This is a genomic window from Streptomyces sp. NBC_01445, assembly GCF_035918235.1.
GTDB lineage: Bacteria > Actinomycetota > Actinomycetes > Streptomycetales > Streptomycetaceae > Streptomyces.
Genome location: NZ_CP109485.1, coordinates 3,201,416 through 3,223,222 on the forward strand (window position 1 = coordinate 3,201,416; position 21,807 = coordinate 3,223,222).

Annotated in this window: 17 protein-coding genes; 8 read left to right on the forward strand and 9 right to left on the reverse strand. The window is 72.5% G+C overall.

Going from position 1 to position 21,807, the window contains the following annotated elements; all coding sequences use genetic code 11:
* The first annotated feature begins 74 nt into the window (after window positions 1–74).
* Window positions 75–2,489: a malto-oligosyltrehalose synthase gene (gene treY, locus OG574_RS14645; RefSeq protein ID WP_326778488.1), complete on the forward strand. Its 2,415-nt coding sequence runs from the start codon at window positions 75–77 to the stop codon at window positions 2,487–2,489.
* 280 nt (window positions 2,490–2,769) lie between these two features.
* Entirely contained in the window at window positions 2,770–4,020 is a 1,251-nt protein-coding gene (locus OG574_RS14650; RefSeq protein WP_326773604.1) for a M14 family zinc carboxypeptidase, read from the forward strand.
* A gap of 39 nt (window positions 4,021–4,059) precedes the next feature.
* Here the strand turns inward: OG574_RS14650 and OG574_RS14655 are convergent, their stop codons facing one another.
* The gene (locus OG574_RS14655; protein ID WP_326773605.1) at window positions 4,060–4,611 is read right to left on the reverse strand and encodes a DUF1707 and FHA domain-containing protein; all 552 of its coding nucleotides are present in this window, start codon (window positions 4,609–4,611) and stop codon (window positions 4,060–4,062) included.
* A gap of 195 nt (window positions 4,612–4,806) precedes the next feature.
* Between OG574_RS14655 and OG574_RS14660 the strand changes: the two genes are divergently transcribed.
* Together OG574_RS14660 and treZ are read left to right on the forward strand one after the other, a co-directional pair.
* Entirely contained in the window at window positions 4,807–5,757 is a 951-nt protein-coding gene (locus OG574_RS14660) for a GNAT family N-acetyltransferase (RefSeq protein WP_326773606.1), read from the forward strand.
* Between the two features lie 135 nt (window positions 5,758–5,892).
* Window positions 5,893–7,641, forward strand: a complete 1,749-nt coding sequence (gene treZ / locus OG574_RS14665) for a malto-oligosyltrehalose trehalohydrolase (protein WP_326773607.1) — start codon at window positions 5,893–5,895, stop codon at window positions 7,639–7,641.
* Between the two features lie 18 nt (window positions 7,642–7,659).
* Here the strand turns inward: treZ and OG574_RS14670 are convergent, their stop codons facing one another.
* Both OG574_RS14670 and OG574_RS14675 read right to left on the reverse strand, forming a co-directional pair.
* Window positions 7,660–8,586: an aminoglycoside phosphotransferase family protein gene (locus tag OG574_RS14670; RefSeq protein WP_326773608.1), complete on the reverse strand. Its 927-nt coding sequence runs from the start codon at window positions 8,584–8,586 to the stop codon at window positions 7,660–7,662.
* A gap of 5 nt (window positions 8,587–8,591) precedes the next feature.
* Entirely contained in the window at window positions 8,592–9,716 is a 1,125-nt protein-coding gene (locus OG574_RS14675; RefSeq protein WP_326778489.1) for a M24 family metallopeptidase, read from the reverse strand.
* 215 nt (window positions 9,717–9,931) lie between these two features.
* Here OG574_RS14675 and OG574_RS14680 point away from each other — a divergent pair, with 215 nt between their 5' ends.
* Window positions 9,932–10,726, forward strand: coding sequence for a metallophosphoesterase (locus OG574_RS14680; RefSeq protein WP_326773609.1), 795 nt, complete (start codon window positions 9,932–9,934; stop codon window positions 10,724–10,726).
* Between the two features lie 21 nt (window positions 10,727–10,747).
* Here OG574_RS14680 and OG574_RS14685 read toward each other — a convergent pair whose 3' ends face one another.
* From OG574_RS14685 to cyc2, 3 genes are all read right to left on the reverse strand, one after another.
* On the reverse strand, window positions 10,748–11,341 hold the full coding sequence (locus OG574_RS14685) for a PDZ domain-containing protein (protein ID WP_100591305.1): 594 nt from the start codon (window positions 11,339–11,341) through the stop codon (window positions 10,748–10,750).
* A 90-nt stretch (window positions 11,342–11,431) separates the two neighbouring features.
* Window positions 11,432–13,321: an O-aminophenol oxidase PhsA gene (gene phsA / locus OG574_RS14690; RefSeq protein WP_326773610.1), complete on the reverse strand. Its 1,890-nt coding sequence runs from the start codon at window positions 13,319–13,321 to the stop codon at window positions 11,432–11,434.
* Window positions 13,322–13,383: 62 nt separating this feature from the next.
* Window positions 13,384–15,585, reverse strand: a complete 2,202-nt coding sequence (cyc2, locus tag OG574_RS14695; RefSeq protein ID WP_326773611.1) for a germacradienol/geosmin synthase Cyc2 — start codon at window positions 15,583–15,585, stop codon at window positions 13,384–13,386.
* A 144-nt stretch (window positions 15,586–15,729) separates the two neighbouring features.
* Here cyc2 and OG574_RS14700 point away from each other — a divergent pair, with 144 nt between their 5' ends.
* The gene (locus tag OG574_RS14700; RefSeq protein WP_326773612.1) at window positions 15,730–16,200 is read left to right on the forward strand and encodes a universal stress protein; all 471 of its coding nucleotides are present in this window, start codon (window positions 15,730–15,732) and stop codon (window positions 16,198–16,200) included.
* A 67-nt stretch (window positions 16,201–16,267) separates the two neighbouring features.
* The gene (locus OG574_RS14705; protein ID WP_326773613.1) at window positions 16,268–18,334 is read left to right on the forward strand and encodes a prolyl oligopeptidase family serine peptidase; all 2,067 of its coding nucleotides are present in this window, start codon (window positions 16,268–16,270) and stop codon (window positions 18,332–18,334) included.
* A gap of 22 nt (window positions 18,335–18,356) precedes the next feature.
* On the opposite strand, the gene OG574_RS14710 is transcribed toward OG574_RS14705, so the two are convergent.
* A complete protein-coding gene (locus tag OG574_RS14710; RefSeq protein ID WP_326778490.1) occupies window positions 18,357–19,199 on the reverse strand; it encodes a pentapeptide repeat-containing protein in 843 nt (280 codons plus the stop codon).
* A gap of 204 nt (window positions 19,200–19,403) precedes the next feature.
* Here OG574_RS14710 and OG574_RS14715 point away from each other — a divergent pair, with 204 nt between their 5' ends.
* Window positions 19,404–19,865 carry a hypothetical protein gene (locus OG574_RS14715; protein ID WP_100591301.1) on the forward strand — a complete coding sequence of 154 codons (462 nt, stop codon included), beginning with the start codon at window positions 19,404–19,406 and terminating at the stop codon, window positions 19,863–19,865.
* Between the two features lie 19 nt (window positions 19,866–19,884).
* On the opposite strand, the gene msrB is transcribed toward OG574_RS14715, so the two are convergent.
* Together msrB and murC are read right to left on the reverse strand one after the other, a co-directional pair.
* Window positions 19,885–20,292, reverse strand: a complete 408-nt coding sequence (gene msrB / locus OG574_RS14720) for a peptide-methionine (R)-S-oxide reductase MsrB (RefSeq protein WP_326773614.1) — start codon at window positions 20,290–20,292, stop codon at window positions 19,885–19,887.
* Between the two features lie 5 nt (window positions 20,293–20,297).
* Complete coding sequence (gene murC / locus OG574_RS14725; protein WP_326773615.1) at window positions 20,298–21,716, reverse strand: UDP-N-acetylmuramate--L-alanine ligase; 1,419 nt, start codon at window positions 21,714–21,716, stop codon at window positions 20,298–20,300.
* Window positions 21,717–21,807: the final 91 nt, after the last annotated feature.

Genomic DNA, 21,807 nt, shown 5'->3' on the forward strand with positions numbered 1-21,807 from the left:
CGGCGCCGGTGACATACGCATGCGGCGATGACACGAAAGACGCCTGGGCGGGTACGTAGCTTCGCATGACGCGCATGACACCGGACCATCACGAGGGCGAGGTCCCCGCCCCGCCCACGGCCACGTACCGGATGCAGCTCCAGCCGGCGTTCCCGTTCGCCGCCGCCGCCGGAGCCGTCCCGTATCTGGCCTCACTGGGCGTCTCGCACCTGCATCTGTCGCCGGTCCTGGAGGCCGTGCCCGGTTCCACGCACGGGTACGACGTCGTGGACCACGCGCGCGTGCGGGACGAGCTGGGCGGCGAGGCCGGGCTGCGGGCGCTCGCGCGGACGGCGCGGGAGCACGGGCTCGGCCTGATCGCCGACATCGTGCCCAACCACATGGCGGCGGCGGCCGGACTCAACCGGCCCCTCCAGGAGGTACTGCGGGACGGGCCGCACTCCGCTTACGCGCACTGGTTCGACATCGACTGGGAGGCGCAGGGCGGGCGGGTTCTGCTGCCCGTGCTCGGCCACCGGCTGAGCCACGAGCTGGACCACCTGGAGGTGGACGGCCGTGTGCTGCGCTACTACGAGCACGCGTTCCCGCTGCGCGAGGGCACGGAGACGCTGCCCCTTCCCGAGCTGCTCGACGCGCAGTGGTACCGGCTCGGCTGGTGGCGTCTGGCCCGCACCGAGCTCAACCTCCGGCGCTTCTTCACCATTTCGGACCTCATCGGGGTCCGCGTGGAGAACCGGGAGGTGTTCGACGCCACCCACGAGAAGATCGTCCAGCTGCTGCGCGAGGGCGTCCTCGACGGGCTGCGCGTCGACCACCCCGACGGCCTCGCGGACCCCGGCGCCTACCTGAAGGACCTCGCCGACGCGGCCGGCGGGCGCTGGACCGTCGTCGAGAAGATCCTCGGTGAGGACGAGCAGCTGCCCGCCGCCTGGCCGGTGGCAGGCACGACGGGCTACGACGCGCTGCGCCGGATCGACGGCCTGTTCACCGACCCGTCGGGCGCGGACGAACTGCTCGGCCTGTTCCGGCGCTTCACGGCGGCGCCCGCCGACCGGGGCGGCGACTGGGACGCCACGGCGCGCCGCGCGGCGTACAAGGTCGTCACGCACGAGCTGGCGGCCGAGGTGGACCGCCTCACGCGCGAGGCGGTCAGGTTGTGCGCCGCCGACGCGGCCCTGCGCGACCACGCCCCGTGGGCCCTGCGCGCCGCCGTACGCGAACTCCTGGTCCGCCTCGACGTGTACCGGCCGTACGCGACCGGGGGCGCGGACCCCGAGAGCGTCCTCACGCCCGAGGACGCCGAGGACGCGAAGGCGGTGTTCACCGTCGCCGAGGAGGCCAAGGCGGTGGACACCGTGCGGGATCTGGCACTCGGGAAGCGCGGGTCGGGGCCCGAACACGGCGCGTTCCGGGCGCGGTTCGCGCAGACGGCGTCCGCGCTGAGGGCCAAGGCGGTCGAGGACACGGCGTTCTACCGGCACGCGCCCCTGCTGTCCGCGACGGAGGTCGGCGGTACGCCGCAGCGCCCCGCTGTGGACCCGGAGTCGTTCCACGCGTACTGCGCGCGCGTGCAGCGCGACTGGCCGTACACGGGCACCGTGTTGTCGACGCACGACACCAAGCGGAGCGCCGATGTGCGGGCGGGGATCTCCGTGCTCACGCAGTGTCCCGGGCGTTGGGCCGATCTGCTCGCGGAGGTCACCGAGCGGACCGCGCGCGAGGGCCGCGCGAGCTCGCCCGATGCGCAACTCGCCTGGGCGGCCTGGCAGACGGCGGTCGGGTTCGGCCACCAGGACGGCGAGCGGCTCCAGGACGCGATGCTCAAGCATGTGCGCGAGGCGGGGCTGCACACGAGCTGGACCGAGCCGGACGCGGACTACGAGAAGGCGGTACGCGACTTCGTGGCGGCGGGACCGTGCGGGCCGCCCAGGGAGGCCGTCGCCGCGTTCGCGGACTCGTTGCGGCCCCATGTGCGGGCGAACGTCCTGGGGGCCGCTCTCGCCCATCTGACGATGCCGGGGGTGCCGGACGTCTACCAGGGGACGGAGCGGGAGTACCGGGCACTGGTGGATCCGGACAACCGTGCGCCGGCCCGCTTCGACCTGAACTTGCTGAACTCCGGTGAGGGGTCCGTGCCCCTCGATCTGTCCGACGAGAAACTGGCGCTCACCGTCGCCGCGCTGCGGCTGCGCCGGGCGCACCCGGAGTGGTTCGGCGGCGAGTCGACGTACGATCCGCTGTCCGCCCGGGGGGCGGGCGCCGCGCACTGTGTGGCGTTCGCACGCTCCGGGGAGGCCGTCGCCGCCGTGACCCGGCTGTCCCTGCGCCTCGCGGAGACCGGCGGCTGGCGTGACACGGAACTGCCGCTCCCGGAGGGCCGCTGGGTCGACCTGCTCGCCCCGGGACGGGAGTTCACCGGCCACGCACGCGTGGAGGACCTGTTCGACCGGCTGCCGGTGGCGCTCCTGGTGCGGGCACCGGTCGGCTGAGGAGGGCGTCCGGAGGCAGTTCACGGGCGGCGCGCGCGGACAGGAGTCGTTCAGCCGGCCTCCGGTTGTGCTCCTCGTGGCGCGCACCCGTCAACTGATGAGTACCGGCGGCGTTTTCGGGCCGCGTGTGATCAAGCTGCTCTCCGAGGCCGTCGGCTGGACCTTCCTCGCCCCGGCGGGCCCGGGCCGCACCAGCGGTGAGGCACCCGATGCCGCCTTCTTGACAGGTGCCGCGCAGCGTGGGGTACTGCGGGATGCGACGCGGGGAGCACCAACGGGGGTGAGTCACCTGACGGAGCAGCGCTACCCGAATGTGGCCGAACTGGTCCAGTCAGCACGGGAGCTGGCGTCTCACCGACCCGACCTGTGCGTTCTACGCCAGGTCGGGACCTCACGCGCGGGCCGGCCGCTGCACCTGTTGTCGGTGGGGCACGACCACCGCGCGGTGCTCGTGGTCGCAGGCGCCCACGCGAACGAGCCGGCCGGTGGCTCCACTCTACTGCGCCTGGCCGAACGGGCCCTGATGGAGCGGGAGTTACGCACCGACTGCTCCTGGCACTTCCTGCTGTGCGCCGACCCCGACGGCGCGGATCTGCACCGCACCCCCGCGCCGCGCACCCTGCTCGACTACCACCGGCACTTCTTCCGCCCAGCGGGCCCCGAGCAGCCCGAGTGGTCGCCCTCCGTGCTGCCGCCCGACCGGCTGCCGCCCGAGACGCGGGCCCTGACCGGGGTCATCGACGAGCTGCGCCCCTTTCTCCAGGTGTCCCTGCACGGCACCGATCTGGGCGGCAGCTGGGTGCAGCTGACACGGGACATACCGGGGCTCGCGGAGCCGTTCGCCAAGTCGGCGGCGGAGCTGCACATCCCGGTGGAGACGGGGGCGTCGGACGCGGCGGGCTGGCCCGCGACGGGGCCCGGCGTCCATGTGATGCCCGAGCCCGGCGCCGAGGCCGCGTTCCCCAGCCTGCCGGACGACGCCCGGCACAGCACCTGGCACCACGCCCACCGCTACGGAGGCCGCACGGCGATCGTCGAGGTCCCGATGTGGGCGAGCGACCTCGTGGACGATCCGGCGCCGCACCCCGCCCCCGACCGGGCGCTGCGGCGCCTGGCGTTGCGGCTGAGCCGGGACACACTCCTCGTGGAGGAGATCCTCCAGTCGGCGCTGCCGCGGCTTCCCGAGGTGGACGGGCCGCTGATGCGGGCGGCGCGCTGGGCCGTCGCGCTGGTGCCGGGCCTCGCGCACGACTGGCTGAAACCGCCGCCGCCGGACGCGACGATGGCGTACGTGGGGAGCATCGACGCGTTCTCCAGACGGCTGCCGCTGCGGGCGGCCGCGATGCTCCTGCGGGTCCTGAAGGAGGCCGACGACCCGGACACGGAGCGTCTTGAGCAACTGGTGACCCACTGGTGCGACGCGTTCGCGGAGCGGTTCAGTGCGCGCTGGGTGCCGCTGGAGCACCAGGTCGAGCACCAGTCGCGTACGACTGTCGCGGCGGTACGGCACACGCGCGCGGCGGGGGACTGAACGCGAACGCCCCCTGCCCCGACCGGGGTTGCTCGACAGCTAGTCGGCGGACAGCCGGAACGACATCCGTCCGAAGCCGACCTGGTCGCCGTCCTGGACGACCGCCGCGCCGACCACCCGCCGCCCGTTGACGGACGTGCCGTTGGTGGAGCCGAGGTCGCGCAGCACCCACATGCCGCCCTGCCTGCTCAGTTCGGCGTGCACCCGGGAGACCGTCTCGTGGCTGAGGCGCAGTCCGTTGGCCGGGTCACGCCCGATGCGCAGCGGGTAGGGGTTGTTCGGCGACGGCAGCTGCAGCTTCGGGAGCCGCTCGCGCTGCCACGCCCCGCGCAGCCGCACCGTGAAGCCGGAGACCGCCGCCACGGTGCCGAAGACCGCGCGGGACCAGCGGCTCTCGGTGTGCAGATCGGCGGTGAGCGCGGCGAGTTCGTCGGACCGGCGGGCGGCGAGTGCCAGCTCCATGCGCCGTACGAATGTGTCGTGCGACAGCCTGCCCAGTGCGGCGCCCTCTCGGAGCTCCCGCAACGCCCTGTCGCGCTCGGCGTCGGACAGCCGCGCGGGGTACGTATGGTGCTCGAACGAGGAGGTCACGTACGTGATTGTCCGGCAGCGCGGCCGAGGTGTCCAGAAAACGGCGAAGTTCAGCCCGCCCCCGTACGGCCTTGACCAGCAAGGACGGTGGTTTGACGGAGTGTGCGGAAAACCGGGCGCGCCCGGCGCGGGCCCGCTGCTACGTTCGGCAGCCCGGACCGCCACCCGGCGCGTTCGCCTGGACCAGGAGATTTCTTGACTGCTGCACCGCACGGAAGCCCGCACCCGGCACACGACGACACCCGTCCGGTCGTCCGCGCCCTGACCGAGGAAGACGTTCCGCTTTTCCGTACGTTCGAGGATCCGGGCCTGGTCGGCCGCGTCATCACCGGCGTCGGATATCGCACCGTCACCGAGGGCGGCGACTACCGCCCCGAGTGGACCTGGGTCGCCCTGCGGGAGGGGCGCGTGGTCGCGCGAGCCGCCTGGTGGGGCGGCAAGGACGACACGGAACCGGTGAACCTGAACTGGTTCGACGTCCTGGAGGACGACATCGAGGCGGGCGCCGAACTGCTGCGGCAGGCCCCGTTCGACGTCGAGTACGAGCTGATCCTGCCCGCGGGCTGGCGTGAGGACCCGCGGACGCGGGCGGCCGCCGAGGCGCGGATGGAGGCGGTCACGCGGGCCGGCAAGAAGCTGCTCGTGGAGCGGCTGCGCTACCGGTGGACGCCCGAGAACGGCCTGCCGGAGCGCCCCGGCCGCCTGGAGTTCCGGGCCGAACCCGACGACGAGGTGATCCTCGACGTGCTGCGCCGGGTCCACTCGGCGACGCTCGACGCGCACGCGCGCCGCGCCATCGAGGAGTCGGGCCTCGACACGGCAGCGCAGGAGGAACTGGACTTCTTCCACTGGTGCCCGTCACCGCGCGAGTGGTGGCAGCTGGCGTACACGCCGCAGGGCGAGTTGGTCGGCCTGCACATCCCCGCCCACAACCCCGGCGGGCCGTGCATCGGGTTCATCGGCGTGGTCCCGGAGCAGCGCGGCCACGGATACGCGTACGACCTGCTGGTCGAGTCGACGCACATCCTGGTGGAGCAGGGCGCCGAGTTCATCGCCGGGGCGACGGACGACGGGAACTTCCCGATGGCGGCGAACTTCACGAAGGCCGGGTACCCGGTCACGGAGAAGCGCATCAATTTCGTCTGAGGTTCACCGGCCGGTTCGGCGACGGGTCCGATCCGGCGAGGAATGCGCGGAACCCGCTGCGAATCCCAGCGGATCGATCTCCGCTGACGCAGGATGGACGGGTCGTCACTGTCGGCAGACAAGGGGGAACCGTCCGTGCAGTTCGAGGTGTGGGCACCACAGGCAGAGCGGGTCGCGCTCCACTGCGAGGGCACCACGCGCGCGTTGGAGCGCGACCCGGACCGCGAGGGGTGGTGGGCGGGCGAGGCCGACGCGCAGGACGGTTCACGCTACGGGTTCGCGCTCGACGACGGGCCGGTGCTGCCCGACCCCCGCTCGCGCCGCCAGCCGGACGGGCCCGAGGGCCTGAGCGCGGTCGTCGACCACGCGCGGTACACATGGCGCTCGGAGTCGGGGCCGGGCAGCAGCCTCCCCGGCGCGGTCCTGTACGAGCTGCACGTGGGGACGTTCACGCGTGAGGGCTCGCTCGACGCCGCGGCCGAACGACTGGGCCACCTCGTCGAGTTGGGCATCACGCATGTGGCGCTGATGCCGCTGTGCCCGTTCCCCGGCCGGCACGGCTGGGGCTACGAGGGCGTCAGCCCGTGGGCGGTGCACGAGCCGTACGGGGGCCCCGAGGCGCTGAAGCGTTTTGTCGACATGGCGCACGGGCTCGGGCTCGGCGTCGTCCTCGACGTGGTCCACAACCACCTGGGCCCCTCGGGCAACCATCTGCCCGCGTTCGGGCCGTACTTCACCGACACCCATCACACGCCCTGGGGCGCCGCGGTCAACCTCGACGCCCCCGGTTCCGACGAGGTGCGCGCGTACTTCGTCGGCAGCGCGCTCGCCTGGCTGCGCGACTACCGGATCGACGGGCTGCGCCTCGACGCGGTGCACGCGCTGCGCGACACGCGCGCGGTCCACTACCTGGAGGAGCTGTCCGCCGCCGTCGACGCCCTGGCCGAGGAGCAGGACAGGCCCCTGTTCCTGGTCGGCGAGTCGGACCTCGGCGACCCGCGCGTGATCACCCCGCGCAGCCGCGGCGGCCTCGGGCTCCAGGCGCAGTGGAGCGACGACTTCCACCACGCCCTGCACACGGCGGTGACGGGCGAGTCCCAGGGCTACTACGAGGACTTCGCGAAGGCGCCGATGGCCGCGCTCGCCAAGACCCTGAGCCGCGGCTACTTCCACGACGGCACGTACTCGACGTTCCGTGGCCGGCACCACGGGCGCCCCATCGACCGCACCCGCACCCCCGCGCACCGGCTGCTCGGCTACGCCCAGACACACGACCAGATCGGCAACCGCGCGCAGGGCGACCGGCTCTCCGCGAGCCTGTCCCCCGGGCTCCTCGCGTGCGCGGCCACGCTCGTGCTGACGGGACCCTTCACGCCGATGCTGTTCATGGGCGAGGAGTGGGCCGCCGGCACCCCGTGGCAGTTCTTCACCGACCACACCGACCCGGCGCTCGCCGACGCCGTGCGCAAGGGCAGGCGGCGGGAGTTCGCGTCGCACGGGTGGGCCGAGGAGGACATTCCCGATCCGCAGGACCCGGAGACCCGGGAACGCTCCTGCCTCGACTGGTCGGAGCCGGACAGCGACTCTCACGCGCGCGTGCTGGCCTGGTACCGCGAGCTGATCGCGCTGCGCCGTGCCCGGGCCGACCTGATGGACTCCGACCTGGCGGCCGTGCGCGTGGCGTACGACGAGGAGGCCCGCTGGATCGCGTACCGGCGGGGCGATCTGCGGGTGGCGGTGAACCTGTCGGACGAGCCGGCAGCGGTGCCGGTCGGCCGGAACGGTTACCGGGTGCTCGCCGCGTGGGAGCCGGTGGGGCTGCCCGGCGAGGACGGCCTGCTCACCGTCCCTCCGCAGTCGTGCGTGGTACTCGTCGGGCCGTAAGCCGGCTCATCAGGGGCTTCAGCCGGTCTCCGGGTCCTTGTCGGGGAGTTCCGTCACGAGTTCGAGGAGGATCGCCTCCCACGCGCGCTCCAGCTGGGTGCGCAGCAGGGGCACGGGGCTGTCGTCCGTGCCGTGGAGGCGCTCCCCGAGGCGTACGAGGGTGTCACAGCGGGCCAGCCACAGGCCGCGCAGGCTGGCGCGGGGGCCATAACCGGCAAGGGTCGCCGCGCGGACGGCCGCGCGGGCGCCGACCGAGATGCTCAGGCCCGCGATGTCCTCGGCCGGGTCGCCGATGACGGCGTCGGTCCAGTCGAGGACGCCGCGCACCCGGCCGTCAGGGGTCACGGTGAGGTGCTCGCCCCTGAGGTCGTTGTGGACCACGACGGCGCCGGGCTGCGGGGCGAGCTGGGCGGCGGCCTGCGGGGTCAGCTGCCCGAGGCGTGCGGTCTCGAACTCGCCGTCACCGCCGAGGAGTTCGGCAGCCCGCGCCCCTTCCTGGCGCACTACGTCGAGGGAACGCGGCGCGGTCCTCGTGAGCCCGAGCGCCTCGGCCCGCGCGGCGGGCACCTCCCGCAGGCCGCCGAGCAGCCCCGCGAGGTCCTCCTCGCCGACCGCGGTGACATCGACGACCTCGCCCGACGCGCCCTGCAGCCGCGTATCGAGGGTGTACGTGCGCCCGGTCGCCCACTCGCCGGACGCGAGAGAGGCGGGCACGGCGATGCCGACGTGCTGGCGCACGAGGTCACGGAGCCTGATCTCGCGGCGCTGGCGCACGGACGACGGCGCGTCGAGGGCGAGGCGCAGCACATAGCGGGTGCCGACCCACCAGGTGGAGTGCTCGCCGCCCTCCGCCACGGCACTGACCTCGAGCTGCCCGCCGTCGGGGAGGAGGGCGTCCAGCAGTCTTCGTACGGTGTCCTGGGTGGGCCGCGGGGCGTCGGACATGGCGTCTAGCTCACGATCGCCATGTCCCGCGACGTGCTGTTCAGCCGTCGCACGCCGTCCTCGGTGACCGTCACGATGTCCTCGATGCGCACCCCGAAGCGGCCCGGAAGGTAGATGCCCGGCTCCACGGAGAAGCACATTCCGGGGACGAGGGGCAGTTCCTCGCCCTCGATCATGTAGGGCGGTTCGTGGGTGGTGACGCCGATGCCGTGGCCGGTGCGGTGGATGAAGAACTGGCCGTAGCCGAACTCGGTGATCACAGCGCGGGCGGCGCGGTCGACGTCCTGGCAGGCGGCGCCCGGCTCGACCGCCGCGCAGCCCGCCGCCTGCGCCTCGCGCACGACGTCGTGGACGCGCTGCTCCTCGGCGGTGGGCTCGCCGACATGCACGGTGCGGGAGGTGTCGGAGCCGTAGCCGTGCTTGAGACCGCCGAAGTCGAGGACGACCATGTCGCCGTTCTCGATGACGCGTTCGCCCGCCTCGTGGTGCGGGTTGGCGCCGTTCGGGCCCGATCCGACGACGGTGAAGTCGACCTGCGAGTGCCCGAACTGCCGCAGCAGATCGGCGAGATCGCCCGCGACGTCGGTCTCCCTGCGGCCCGCGAAGGGCACCTTCTTGATCTCCTCGTACGTGGCGTCGGCAGCCTCGCCCGCCGCCACGAGCCGTTCGAGTTCGGCCGCGTCCTTGACGGCGCGCATCATCGGCAGGGCCTCCGTGAGAGAGGCGTACGAGGTGTCGGGCAGCGTCTTCTGCAGCCCGATGAGGTGCATCGCCCACGCGTTGTCGCTGATGCCGAAGCGCCCGGAGCCGTCGAGGAGGGGCGCGGTCACCGCGTACGGGTCCTTGCCGTCGGTCCAGTCCCGCAGGGTGAGGGCGTCCGCTCCCACCGCCTTCGCGGCGTCCGGCGCCTCGAGCGTGGGGACTACGAGGACGGGGTCCCGGCCCGGGGCGAGGACGAGCATCGTGAGGCGCTCGGTGTCGGCGGTGGGCGAATAGCCGGTGAGCCAGACCATGTCGGGGCCGGGGGCGACGAGGACGCCGGCGAGCCCCGCGTCGGCCGCGGACCGGGCGGCGCGCTCCATCCGGGCCTTGTAGTCGTCGGCCGTGAACGGCGCGGGCGTGGCGGTCATCCGGTCCTCCGGGTGCTCCGAGCTGAACATCGCTTCTACAAAAAGGACGTACGGGCAGCATCCTGCCCGCCCGCCGAGCCTGACGCGAGTCAGTTCCCGCATGCGCGCGCCACTTGCCCGGACCACCACCTAACGCCAACCCATTGTTCAACCATTATAACTAATGGTTAGATCGGCAGCATCCGTTAGTCCCCTTCTCCGGAGGACGTACAACCATGCTTGTACTGGCCCAGATCAGCGACCTGCACCTCGACGGGACCCCGCGCGCCACGGCGCGCGCCCGGCGCGTGATCGACCACCTCCGGGCGCTGCCTGGCCCCTTCGACGCCCTCCTGGTCACCGGGGACATCGCGGACCACGGCGCGGAGTCCGAGTACGAGGAGGCGGCGGAGCTGCTGGGGCTGCACACGGGCGGGCCGAGCGACGGCGGCCCGCCCCCCGGCGCCCCCTTCCCTGGCCTGCCTTTCCCCGTCCTGACCTGTCCCGGCAACCACGACAGCCGGGCGCCCTACCGCAAGGCGCTGCTGCGCGAACCCGCGGCCGAGGGACCGGTGAACCGCGCCCACCACGTCGGCGGCGCCGTGGTCCTCATGTGCGACTCCAGCATTCCGGGCGCAGACGAGGGCCGGCTCGACGAGGAGACGTACCGCTGGCTGGAGGACACCCTCGACAGGCTCGACGGCGAGACGCCCGTCCTGCTCGCGTTCCACCACCCGCCGGTGGCGCTGCACCACCCGCTGCCCGACGCGTACCAACTGGCCCGACCACGGGAGCTGGCCGCCCTGCTGGAGCGGCGGCCGGAGATCGCCGGGATCATCGCGGGGCACGCGCACACCCCGGCCGCCACCGTGTTCGCGGGCCGTCCGCTGGTGATCGGCCCCGGCGTGACCTGGACGCTGCGGCTGCCCTGGGAGGGCGAGGGTGTGGCGGACCGGGACGCTCCGGTGGGCCTGGCCTTCCACATCCTCGACGACGAGCGGCGGCTGACGACGCACTTCCGGGTGGTCTGATCCCCCCCGTAGGGCGATCCCCTAGGTCACCACTCCAGGAGTCACCGCCAGCACCTGGCGCACGCCCGACTCGTGCCGGACCGTCAGCGTGACCTGCCGGCCCGGACGCGCGGACTCCACCGCCTGGGCGAGGGCGCCCGCGGAGCCGATCCGGGTCTCGCCGAAGGCGATCAGCACGTCGCCGCGGACGAGACCCGCCGTGTAGCCGGGACCGGGCACGTGCACGCCCACGAGCAGGGCCCCCGCGCCCTTGGGCGCGTCCACCGCCTCGACGCCGAGCGCCGCCCGCACGGGGCGTGCGGAGGGCGACGGGGAGGCGGAAGAGGTCGGCGGATGTGACGGGGTGAGCGCGGGCGGCCGCGGCGCCGCCCCCGCCTGCTGTTGCATCTCGGCCAGTTTGCTCATCCCTATGACGGCGGCGCCGACCGTGCCGAGGCCGACCCCCGACAGCACGAGCACGGCCCCGAACAGCAGGCCGAGCAGCAGAGTGACGAGGCGCTTGCCGCGGCGCCGCGCCGCATGCGGGCGGCGGCCGCCCGAACCGTTCCCCCGGGCCGCCGCCTCACGGCGCGGGGCTCCGGGCATCGACTTGGGGCGCAACGCGGTCTGTTCCATGGCCCACCTCCGGCCAAAGCCCTACCCGTCCGCGTCCTGCGCGACGATTCCCGAACGAGTGAGACTGAACCGGGCATTTCTGGCATCCGGTCAGCCGCCGTGCCCTCCGTGCCCCCCATGTCCGCCGTGCCCCGCACCGTGGTCGAACTTCATCGCCTCGGCGGGCATCACCACGAACGGCCGCATCATGCCCATGTCCTCGTGCTCCAGCAGATGGCAGTGATACATGAAGCGCCCGTACGCGCCGTCGAACCGGCCCATGACGCGCAGCATCTGGCCGGGCAGCGCCCGGAAGACGTCCTTGTAGCCGCGCTCGTTCGGCGGGAGCGGGACCGGCGTGGCCGGGTCGGGCGCGAGCGGCGCGCGCGTGCCGCCGGCCGTCACGTCGAACCCCGACACGTCGTACGTGTCACGGCCGAGGATCTGGAAGTCGGCGAGATGGATGTGCATGGGGTGCACGACGGGCGGGTTCACCGCGAGATTGAGGAAGCTCCACTGCTCGTAACTGCCCTCCGCGACGGTGAAGCCGAGGCCGTCGTTGAAGGTGCGTGAGGTGCGACGGTACGTCTTCAACGTACCGTCGGCGCCGCGGAGTTGGATGACGCCGTCCGCTGGGACTTCGACCTCCCCCTCGACCTCGGTCATCTCCCAGATCTCGGGGTGGCCGCCGCCGCCCTTCGTGGCGGGCGGGGTCAGCACGATGAGGCGGTGCCCGTGCTCGATGTCGTGCGTGAGCCGGCGGAAGGAGCCCGAAAGCACCTCGGGCAGTTCGAACGGGTCGTCCGCGCCGCACTCACCGACGCGGAACTCCATGACGTGCGGATAGCGCACGTTGTTCGCCGGGTCGGGTACGCCGGGCGCCTGACCCGCGCCCTTGTTGACGAGGCGTACGCGGCGTCCGGCGAGCACGCGGAAGTCGATGAGCAGGTCCATGCGCTCGGCCGGGGCGACGGTCAGCGTGGGCAGCGCCCCGTCGAAGTCGACCGGCACCGGGCGCGGGAGAAGGCCGCCGTCGCTGCCGATCTGATGCAGGACGCCCGGCACCGGGTTGTCGTCCTCGTCGATCAGGACGAGGTCGTAGATCCGGGCGTTCGACGCGTTGACCAGGCGGAAGCGGTGCCAGGCCGCGTCCACTTCGGCGTAGGGCCAGATGCGGCCGTTGACCGTGGTGTACGGGCCCGCGAAGGGCACGGAGACCGGCTTGCCCGTCTCCGGGTTCTTCTCCTGGACGATCACGGTCTTGTGCAGCAGTCGGCCGTTGAGCGCGCCGTCCTCGTCCGTGTCGAGGTTGCGGTCGGCGATGAGGAGCGGGATCTCCCGCTTCCCGGAGGGGAGTTGGAGCGCGTCCTCCTCGTCGTCGCGGACGAGGTAGGTGCCGTAGAGGCCCGTGTGGACGTTCCACCGCGTCACGTTCATGGCGTGGTCGTGGTACCACCACTGGACCGCCTGGTGGTCGTTCGGGTACTCGGAGAGCTGGGCGTCGCCGTAGCCCACCGCGTTGTCCGCCCACCCGTCGTTGCCGCCGCCGGTCTGCGCGCCGTGCAGGTGGGTGACGGTCCAGGCGGGCAGGGCGGCGACGTCCGCGATCGGCGGGACGCCGCCGCGGCCCGGTTCGGTGCTCGGGTTGGGGTTCGCCGCCGGCACCTCGACGGCGGTGACCGGGTACTCGCTGCCCTTCGGGATGCGGTTGGTCCACGCGATCCGGACGCGCTGCCCGCGCCGGACCTCGATCGTCGGCCCCGGCACCGATCCGCCGTACCCCCACATGAGCGTCGGCGGGAGCTGCGGGTGCAGCCGCACCCACGTCGGCCGCAGCGCGATCTCGGTCTCCCGCAGGACGTCCGTGGAGTCGGGACGCAGGACGGGCGGAACGGTCAACGGCGCGACGTGCGGCGCCAGTTCACCGCCCGCCGCGGCGGGCGCGGCATCCCGCGCCGCGCCCGCCAGGCCGTCCGTGATCCTCTCGATGATGTCGGTCATGGTGAGAACACCCCCGTGTTCTGTGTTGCATCCCCCGTGGTGCGGCCGGTCAGCGGCCGCCTTCACCCCACAGGACTCACCACACCCCACGAGGGTTCCATGAACCCCTCATTCCGGCTGAAAAGGTTCGGCAACCGGCCCGGTACGAACCCATGCGCGCGCCGGGCCAGGTCGTCGGCCCCGTAACGGCGGCATTCGCGGTGCCAGTTGAGGATCCCGGCCATCCAGTTCTGGAGCTCCAGCACATAGCCGTCCATGGTCGCCCGCGCCTCGCGCGACAGCTTGAAGTCGTCGTACAGGACGGGGAATTCATGGGTGGCGACATGCTCGAACTGCTGCATGCGCTGCGTCATCAGGTCGTGCACGACGCCGAGCGCGGTCGGGTAGTCGCAGCCGAAGAAGTTCTGCACGACGAGGATGCCGTTGTGGATCTCGCCCTCGTACTCGATCTCCTTCTGGTACGAGAACACGTCGTTCAGGAGCATCGCGTAGTCGACGGCCGCGTTCTCCAGGGAGCGGACCGGGCCGCTGCGGTAGACCTCGGATGGCACGGCCGGGCCGTGGCCCATCCGGCTCAGGCTCATGGTGAGGTCGGCGCCGAACGTGGCGCGGCGCATCTCCAGGTAGTCGACGGGGTCCGGGATACGGTTCTGGAGCTGGTTGGACAGCTCCCACACCCAGCTCTCCGTCATGACGTCGATGGCCGCCTTCAGGGTGCGCCGCTGCTCGGCCGTCATCCCGGCGGCGGTGCGGGCCCAGAGGTCGGCGAGGCCGCGCTCCATCGCGTTCACGGGCGGCGGGATCTCGCCGCCGTCGACGGGCATGCACGCGGAGAGCCGCTCGGTGCACAGCTTCGCCGCGGCGAGGTCACGCCGGTGCCCGAAGACGAGCGGGTAGTAGTCGTCCCCGTACGTCCCCCAGGCCAGCCAGTGCGCACTCAGGTCCAGGGCGTCCTGGTCCCCGTCGGGGTCGAGACCGGCCGAGCACAGGGGCAGGTCGTAGGCGGCGAGCTTGTCCTCGTCCCAGACACCTTCCGCCAGGATTCCCATGGCGTGCGCCCACGGCGTGATGCGCCGGCGGGCCTCCTCCAGGCCGGGGTTCAGCCGGAGCCGGAACGGCATGTAGAAGTCGGGGAGCAGGGACGGGCCCACCTTCTGGTACGGCACATGCGTGTAGGCGCGCAGCCGCTCTGCGCCGGCCGCCGCGAGCAGCGCCCCGACGTCCGCGCCGGACGTGCCGATCCCGGTGGGCCCCGCCAGCGGGTTGCTCCCCGTCGCCCCCTCGTTCATGTACCGGCTGGAGCGCAGATGCCATTCGTGGCCGCCGGACTGCCAGTCCTGGAGGCCCCGCGTGTAAGCGGCGACCGCGGCGACCTCGGGCGGGGTGAGCCCCTTCTCGACGGCGAGGGCGGGCACTTCGGTGAGCGCGGTGTGCTCGAACTGGTGGAGGCGCGAGGTGAGGATGTCGTTGACGGTCTGCGCGGCCTCCTGCGTCGTACAGCCGAAGAAGGTCTCCAGGACCAGTACGCCGTTGCTCAGCTCGCCCTCGTCCTCGACCTCCCGCTGGTACGAGAAGAGGTCGTTGCGCAGGTGCACGGCGTCGGAGAACGTCTCCATCAGGACGCGCAGCGGCCTCGACCCGGCGACGGACGCGGGCACTTCGGAGGTCGCGTACTCGACGAGCCCCGCAGACCAGGGCGCGCCGCCGACCTTGCGGCGCATCTCGATGTACTCGACGGGGTTGGAGATCCGCCCCTCGTTGATGTTGGACAGCTCCCACATCGACTCGTTGAGGAGGTGTTCGGTCGACTCGGCGAACCTTCTGCGCCAGTCCACCGACATGGCGGGCACGGTGCGCGCCCAGAGGTCGGCGAGGCCCGCCTCGACCGGGTTCTTCGGCTCGGGCACGGGGGTGGACAGGTCCATCGGCATGAACAGGGGCAGGCGGTCCAGATAGGCCTTGCCGCCCTCGCGGTCCATGGTCCGCTTGAACGTCTCCAGGAAGTGGTCGTCGAAGAAGAAGACCCACACGTACCAGTCGGTGACGAGGGACAGTGCGGGCCCGTCGCAGTCTGGGTGGGTGTACGCGCACAGCAGTCCGTAGTCGTGCGCGTCGAGGTCGCTCTGCTCCCAGATGCCCGACCCCTCCAGCATGCCCATCTCGCGGGCCCACTGCGTGGAGTGCGCCCGCGCCTCGTCGAGGTGTGGATTGAGCCGCGCCTGGTACGGCATGTAGAAGTGCGGCAGTTCGAACGGCTGCGTCATGGCCCGGCCCTACCCGTGGCCTCCGGCGGGCATCCGGACGGCGGCACATGATCGCACCATCGCGTGAACCGACGACTGAGGAGCGTCCGGACGGGGAAAAGGGCGGTACCCGATCCCACCCGATCCCCAGCTGAGGAGTCTTCGGTGAGCCAGGCCACGGAGCCGTTGATCGTCGTAGGCGTCGACGGTTCGAAGCACTCGAAGGAAGCCCTCCGCTGGGCCGTGCGGCAGGCCACGCTCGTCGGCGGCCGGGTGCACGCCGTCATGAGCTGGGAGTGGTCCACGAATCCCTTCAGCCTCGGCGGGCCCGCCGACGTGGGCACGGCGGCCGGCGGCCGCGAGCTGGTCTCCTCCGAGGAGACCTCGCGCGTCGGACTGATCGACATCGTCACGGAGACGGTCGGCGAGAGCCCGCCCGTCCCGGTGCACAGCCGCATGGTGCAGGGGCCCGCGGCGAAGGTCCTCGTCGAGGCGTCCGGGGCGGCCGATCTCCTGGTCGTGGGCACCCGCGGCTACGGCGGCTTCAAGGGGGCGCTGCTCGGCTCGGTGAGCCAGCAGGTGACGCAGCACGCGCACTGCTCGGTCGTGGTGGTGCGGGAAAAGTCCGACAGCTGACGCGAGCGGGGGCACGCCCCCGTCGTCCACCCGACGGGGTGTCAGCGGGGCATGTCAGAGTGCCCTCATGGACGATGCCCGAGAGTTCCCGCGCCAGTACGCCCGCACCCGCCGCTTCGCCCTGGGCGCCCCGAGCCGGTTCACGGTCTCGGCGGACGGCGGGCGCGTCCTGTTCCTGCGCACGGGCGGCGGCGCCGACCCCGTGAGCGCCCTGTGGCTCCACGAGGACGGTGAAGAGCGGGTCCTCGTGAATGTCTCGCGCACCGCGCGCGCAGGTGAGGTGCCGGCCGCCGAGCGCGTGCGCAGGGAGCGGGCGCGAGAGAGCGCGGTCGGGCTCGTCTCGTACTCGGCCGACGCCGAGTGCCGCACCGTCGTGTACGCCCTGTCGGGAGCGCTCTGGGCCGTGCGTGTCGCGGACGGCGTCCCGTTCCCCGTGTCGGCGGCGGGCCCGGTCGTGGACCCGCGCCTGTCCCCCGACGGCCGTTCGGTCGCGTACGTCACCGGGGGCGCCCTGCACGTCGTCACGCTCAACGGCGAGGACCGGCTGCTCGCGGCGCCCGAAGGCCCTGACATCACCTACGGGTTGACCGACCACGCGTCCTCGGAGTCGATGGGCCGGGCGCGCGGACACTGGTGGGCGCCCGACGGCGGCGCGCTGCTCGCGGCGCGCGTGGACACGTCGCGTGTGCAGCGCTGGTATCTCTCCGACCCCGCCGACCCTTCAGCGCCGCCGCGCGCCGTGCGCTACCCGGCGGCGGGCACGGCCAACGCCGACGTGTCGCTCCACTTGCTGCACCTGGACGGATCGCGGGTCGAAGTGGACTGGGACCGTGGGGCGTTCGAGTACGTGCCCGTCGCCGGGTGGGACGCGCACGGCCCGTTCGCCGCGGTGCAGAGCCGCGACCAGCGGACGCTGCGCACGCTGGCCGTGGACCCCGCGACGGGCGCCACCCGCCTCCTGGACGAGCAGCTCGACGCGGCCTGGGTCGAGCTGGTCCCCGGCGCCCCGTGCCGCACGGCGTCCGGCGCGCTGGTGACCACCCGCGACGAGCAGGACACCCGCCGCCTCGTCGTGGCCGGGAGGCCGGTAACCCCGGTGGGCCTTCAGGTCCGCCAAGTCCTGGGCGTACAAGGCGAGTCGGTGCTGTTCGAGGGCGGCGACGAGCCCACCGAGACCCATGTGTGGACGTGGGCGCCCGACGCGGGCTGCGTCAGGCTCACGGACACGCCGGGCGTGCACACGGCCGTCTCGGCGGGCGGCACCACGGTCCTGGTGAGCCGCCGGGAGGACCGTACGACCGTGGAGGTGACGAAGAAGGGCAAGCCCGTCGGGGAGATCGCCTCGCTCGCCGAGCGCCCCGTCGTCCCCACCCGGCCCGTTCATCTGCGGCTCGGCGAGCGGCAGTTGCGCAGCCAGCTGTTCCTGCCGTCGTGGCACACACCGGGCAGCGGCACGCTCCCCGTCCTGGTGAACCCGTACGGGGGCCAGCACCTTCTGGTTGCCACGCGCGGCCTCGGCTGGCCCGCGCATCTGTCGCAGTGGTTCGCCGAGCAGGGCTTCGCGGTCCTGGTCACGGACGGGCGCGGCTCCCCGGGGCGCGGCCCCGCGTGGGAGAAGGAGATCCGCGGCGACATCCTGACGCACGCCCTCGACGACCAGGTCTCCGCCGTGCAGGCGGCCGGGGCGCAGTTCCCCGACCTCGATCTGACGCGGGTCGCGATCCGCGGCTGGTCGTTCGGCGGGTTCCTGGCCGCGGGCGCCGTGCTGCGCAGGCCCGACGTCTTCCACGCGGCGGTCGCGGGCGCGCCGCCCACCGACCAGCGGCTGTACGACACGCACTGGAAGGAGCGTTATCTCGGCCATCCCGACGAGGAGCCGGAGAACTACGAGCGCTGCTCCCTGATCGCCGACGCGCCCCTGCTGCGCCGGCCGCTCCTGCTGGTGCACGGGCTCGCCGACGACAATGTGGCGGTCGCGCACACCCTGCGCCTGTCGGCGGCGCTGCTCGCGGCGGGCCGCAGCCACCAGGTACTCCCCCTGCCGGGCGCGACGCACATGGTCACGCAGGAGGACGTCGCGGAGAATCTGCTGCTGTTCCAGCTCGACTTCCTGAAGAAGTCCCTGGGGGTCTGACCACTCGCCGAGCGGCGCGTGCCTACCAGTGCGCGGGGCGGCTCATGGTGGCCGGGATCCTGGTCGAACCGTCCCCGCGGGCCGCGTTGACCTGCGCCTGCGTGAGGAAGATGCTGCCGGTCAGATCGGCGCCCTGAAGGCGCGCGTCGCGGAGGTCGGCCCCTATGAGGTCGGCCTCGCGCAGGTCGGCGCCGGTGAGGTCGGCCGCGATCAGACAGGCGCCGCGCAGGTTGGCACCCCGAAGATCGGCGCCCTTGAGGCGGGCGCCCATCAGGTCGGCGCCCCGGCGGTTCTTCTTTCGGCCGGGCACGGCCGCCCGTACAAGTTCGCTGACCTTCAGGAGCGTCTCGCTGACCTCGCCGCGGAGGGTGGAGACGTCGGCCGCGGCGAGGGTGGCGGCGTCGGCGCGGGTGAGCTCCTCGATCCCGTCGAGGGCGCGCCGCACCTCCGCGTGCGCCGGGCGGGCCCGGTCGAGCTCCAGCGCCTCGGTCAAGTACCAGAGCAGTTCGTGCAGTTGGCGCATGACGGGGAAGACGTCGAACATCGTGCGCGCGGTCCCGCGCGACGTACGCCAGTCCTCGCCGCCGAACGTGACCTGTGACACCTGCTGACCGGCGCCGAAGCAGTCGAAGACCGTGCAGCCCGAGTAGCCCTTGTCACGGAGCGTGGTGTGGATGCCGCAGCGGAAGTCGTCCTGGAGGTTGTGGCACGGCCGGCCCGCGGCCTTGTCCGCGGCGAAGTCGGAGGACTTGGCGAAGGGCAGCGCGACACAGCACAGCCCGAAGCAGTTCCCGCAGTCGGCTCGCAGATCGAGCCGGCGCCGGTGCCCGGCCTCCGGAACAGCGCCGGGGCCATCGGACGCCACGGCCTCGGGTCGGGTTTCGCGCTTCTGGGACAACGGGCCCGGTCTCCTACGTGTACGTGGTGTCTGCGGCGTGGGCCCTCATTCTCCCCGATGGCGCGGGCGGCGGACCGGCGCGGGCCCGGGTCACCCGCCGGGCCCGGTACCGTGGGGGAGGAACGATCTCGTGGGCCTCCTGGCGGGCTGCGTGAACCCAGGAGGAACCAGATGACGACGAACCGCGGACGCAAGCACGTGATCCGGAGCCGGATGACGTCGACCGGAGAGTCGTACGTCGTCGCCGCGAAGAACCTCAAGGCGATGAAGGACATGGGCGCCACCGCGGAGGCCGTGCGCACCCAGCGCTGGCGGCCCGCGGAGTCCCTCGACGTCCCCTGCCCCTGCGGCGGCACGTGCGAGCCCGGCGAGAAGTGCGACCGCTGTCACGCCCGCCACCGTCACGTGGGCCGGGCCCCCGGCAGCCTCACGGACGTCGAGACGTGGATGGACAAGTACGACTGCATGGGCTGCGCGTCCTCGTACACACTGACCGTCGTCCTGCCCGGCCGCCCGTGGGGCATCGCCGAGACGGTCGTGCAGGGGGGGTCCACGGAGCCGGTGGTCCGGGCGCGTGTCTTCCCGGGCGTCGTCCACCCGATGATGCGCCCGGAGACGCCGGCGGAGGACTGAGCCTCCGCCGGGGCCCCGGTCAGCCCGCTTCCGGTGCCAGCTTCAGCGAGATCGAGTTGATGCAGTACCGCTGGTCCGTCGGGGTGGGGTAGCCCTCGCCCTCGAAGACGTGGCCGAGGTGCGAGCCGCAGCGCGCGCAGCGCACCTCGGTGCGGACCATGCCGTGCGAGCGGTCCGCGATCAGCTCGACGGCGTCCGTGTCCTTCGGATCGAAGAAGGACGGCCAGCCGCAGTGCGACTCGAACTTCTCGCCCGAGGTGAAGAGCTCCGCGCCGCACGCGCGACAGGAGTAGACGCCCTGGGTCTTGGTGTCCGTGTACTCACCGACGAAGGCGGGCTCGGTCCCGGCCTGGCGCAGTACCGCGTACTCCGCCGGGGTCAGTTCCGCGCGCCACTCCTCGTCCGGCTTTTCGACGTCGTACGACATTCAGCTCAGTCCTTCACTTGGCAAGGCGATCCAGACCGGATCTTCTTCAAGATGTGCGGGCCGAGCTCCGTGACGTCACCCGCGCCCATGGTGAGAACAAGGTCGCCCGGCTTGGCCATTCCCGCGATCACGTCGGGCACGGTCGCCTTGTCCTGAACGGCGTCCACGTCGGCGCCCGCCGCGCGGGCCGCGTCGATGATGAGGCCGCTGGTGATGCCGGGGATCGGGTCCTCGCGGGCCGGATAGATGTCCAGGACCACGGACGCGTCGGCGAGGGCGAGGGCGTCGCCCATCTCCTTGCCGAGCTCCTGGGTGCGGGAGAAGAGGTGGGGCTGGAAGACGACGAGGATCCGGGAGTCCCCCGCGGCCGAGCGCATCGCCTCGAGGTCGGCGGACATCTCGGTGGGGTGGTGCGCGTACGAGTCGATGACCTGTACGCCGTTCTCCTCGCCCTTGAGCTGGAGGCGGCGCTTGACGCCGGTGTACGACTTCAGGGCCGCGGCCAGGTTGCGGGAGGGGATGCCGAGCGCGACGCCGGCGGCGAGCGCCGCGACCGCGTTGTGCGCGTAGTGGCGGCCGGGGACCGAGACGGTGAAAGTGAGCAGCTTGCCGTCGAGGAGGACGGTGACCTCGCTGGTCAGACCGCGCGGGGTGACCTTGTGGATGCGGACGTCGGCCGCCTCGGACTCGCCGTACGTGACGACCTTGAGGGACGTCGTGTCCCGCAGCCTGCGGGTGAGCTCGACCGCGCCGGACTGGTCCGCGGCGATGACGAGCGTGCCGCCGGGGACGATCTTGGAGGCGAAGGTCTCGAAGGACTCGTAGATCTCGTCCATCGACGCGTAGTTGGCGTGGTGGTCGAGCTCGACGTTGAGGACGATGGCGACCTCGGGCGCGTACTTGTGGAAGCTGCGGTCCGACTCGTCGGCCTCGGCGACGAAGATCTCGCCCTCGCCGTGCAGCGCGTTCGAGCCGGGGGCATCGAGGTCGCCACCGATGGCGTACGAGGGGTCGAGGCCCAGGGAGGACAGCGACACCGCCAGCATCGACGTGGTCGTCGTCTTGCCGTGCGTGCCGGCGACCGCGATGGGGCGCAGGCCGTTCATGAGGGAGGCGAGTGCGTCGGAGCGGTGGACGACCGGGATGCCGAGCTCGGCGGCGCGTGCCAGCTCGGGGTTGTCGGCGCGGATCGCGGAGGAGACGACGACGCAGGTGGCGTCCGGCGCGAGGTGCGCGGCGTCGTGGCCGATGTGGACGGTGGCGCCGAGCGAGCGCAGCGCCTCGGCCGTGGCGGACTCCCGGGAGTCGCTGCCGGCGACCTGGGCGCCGCGCTGCGTGAGGATCTTCGCGATGCCCGACATTCCGGCGCCGCCGATGCCGATGAAGTGCGGTCGGTCCATGGCGGTGGGCAGGCCGGGTGCCATTGGTTTCTCCCTGGGACGGTGTGCTGCTGCGTGCCCACTGTGCGGGCAGGCTCAGCCTACTTTCTCCGTGCACCCCGCCCGCGCAACCCCG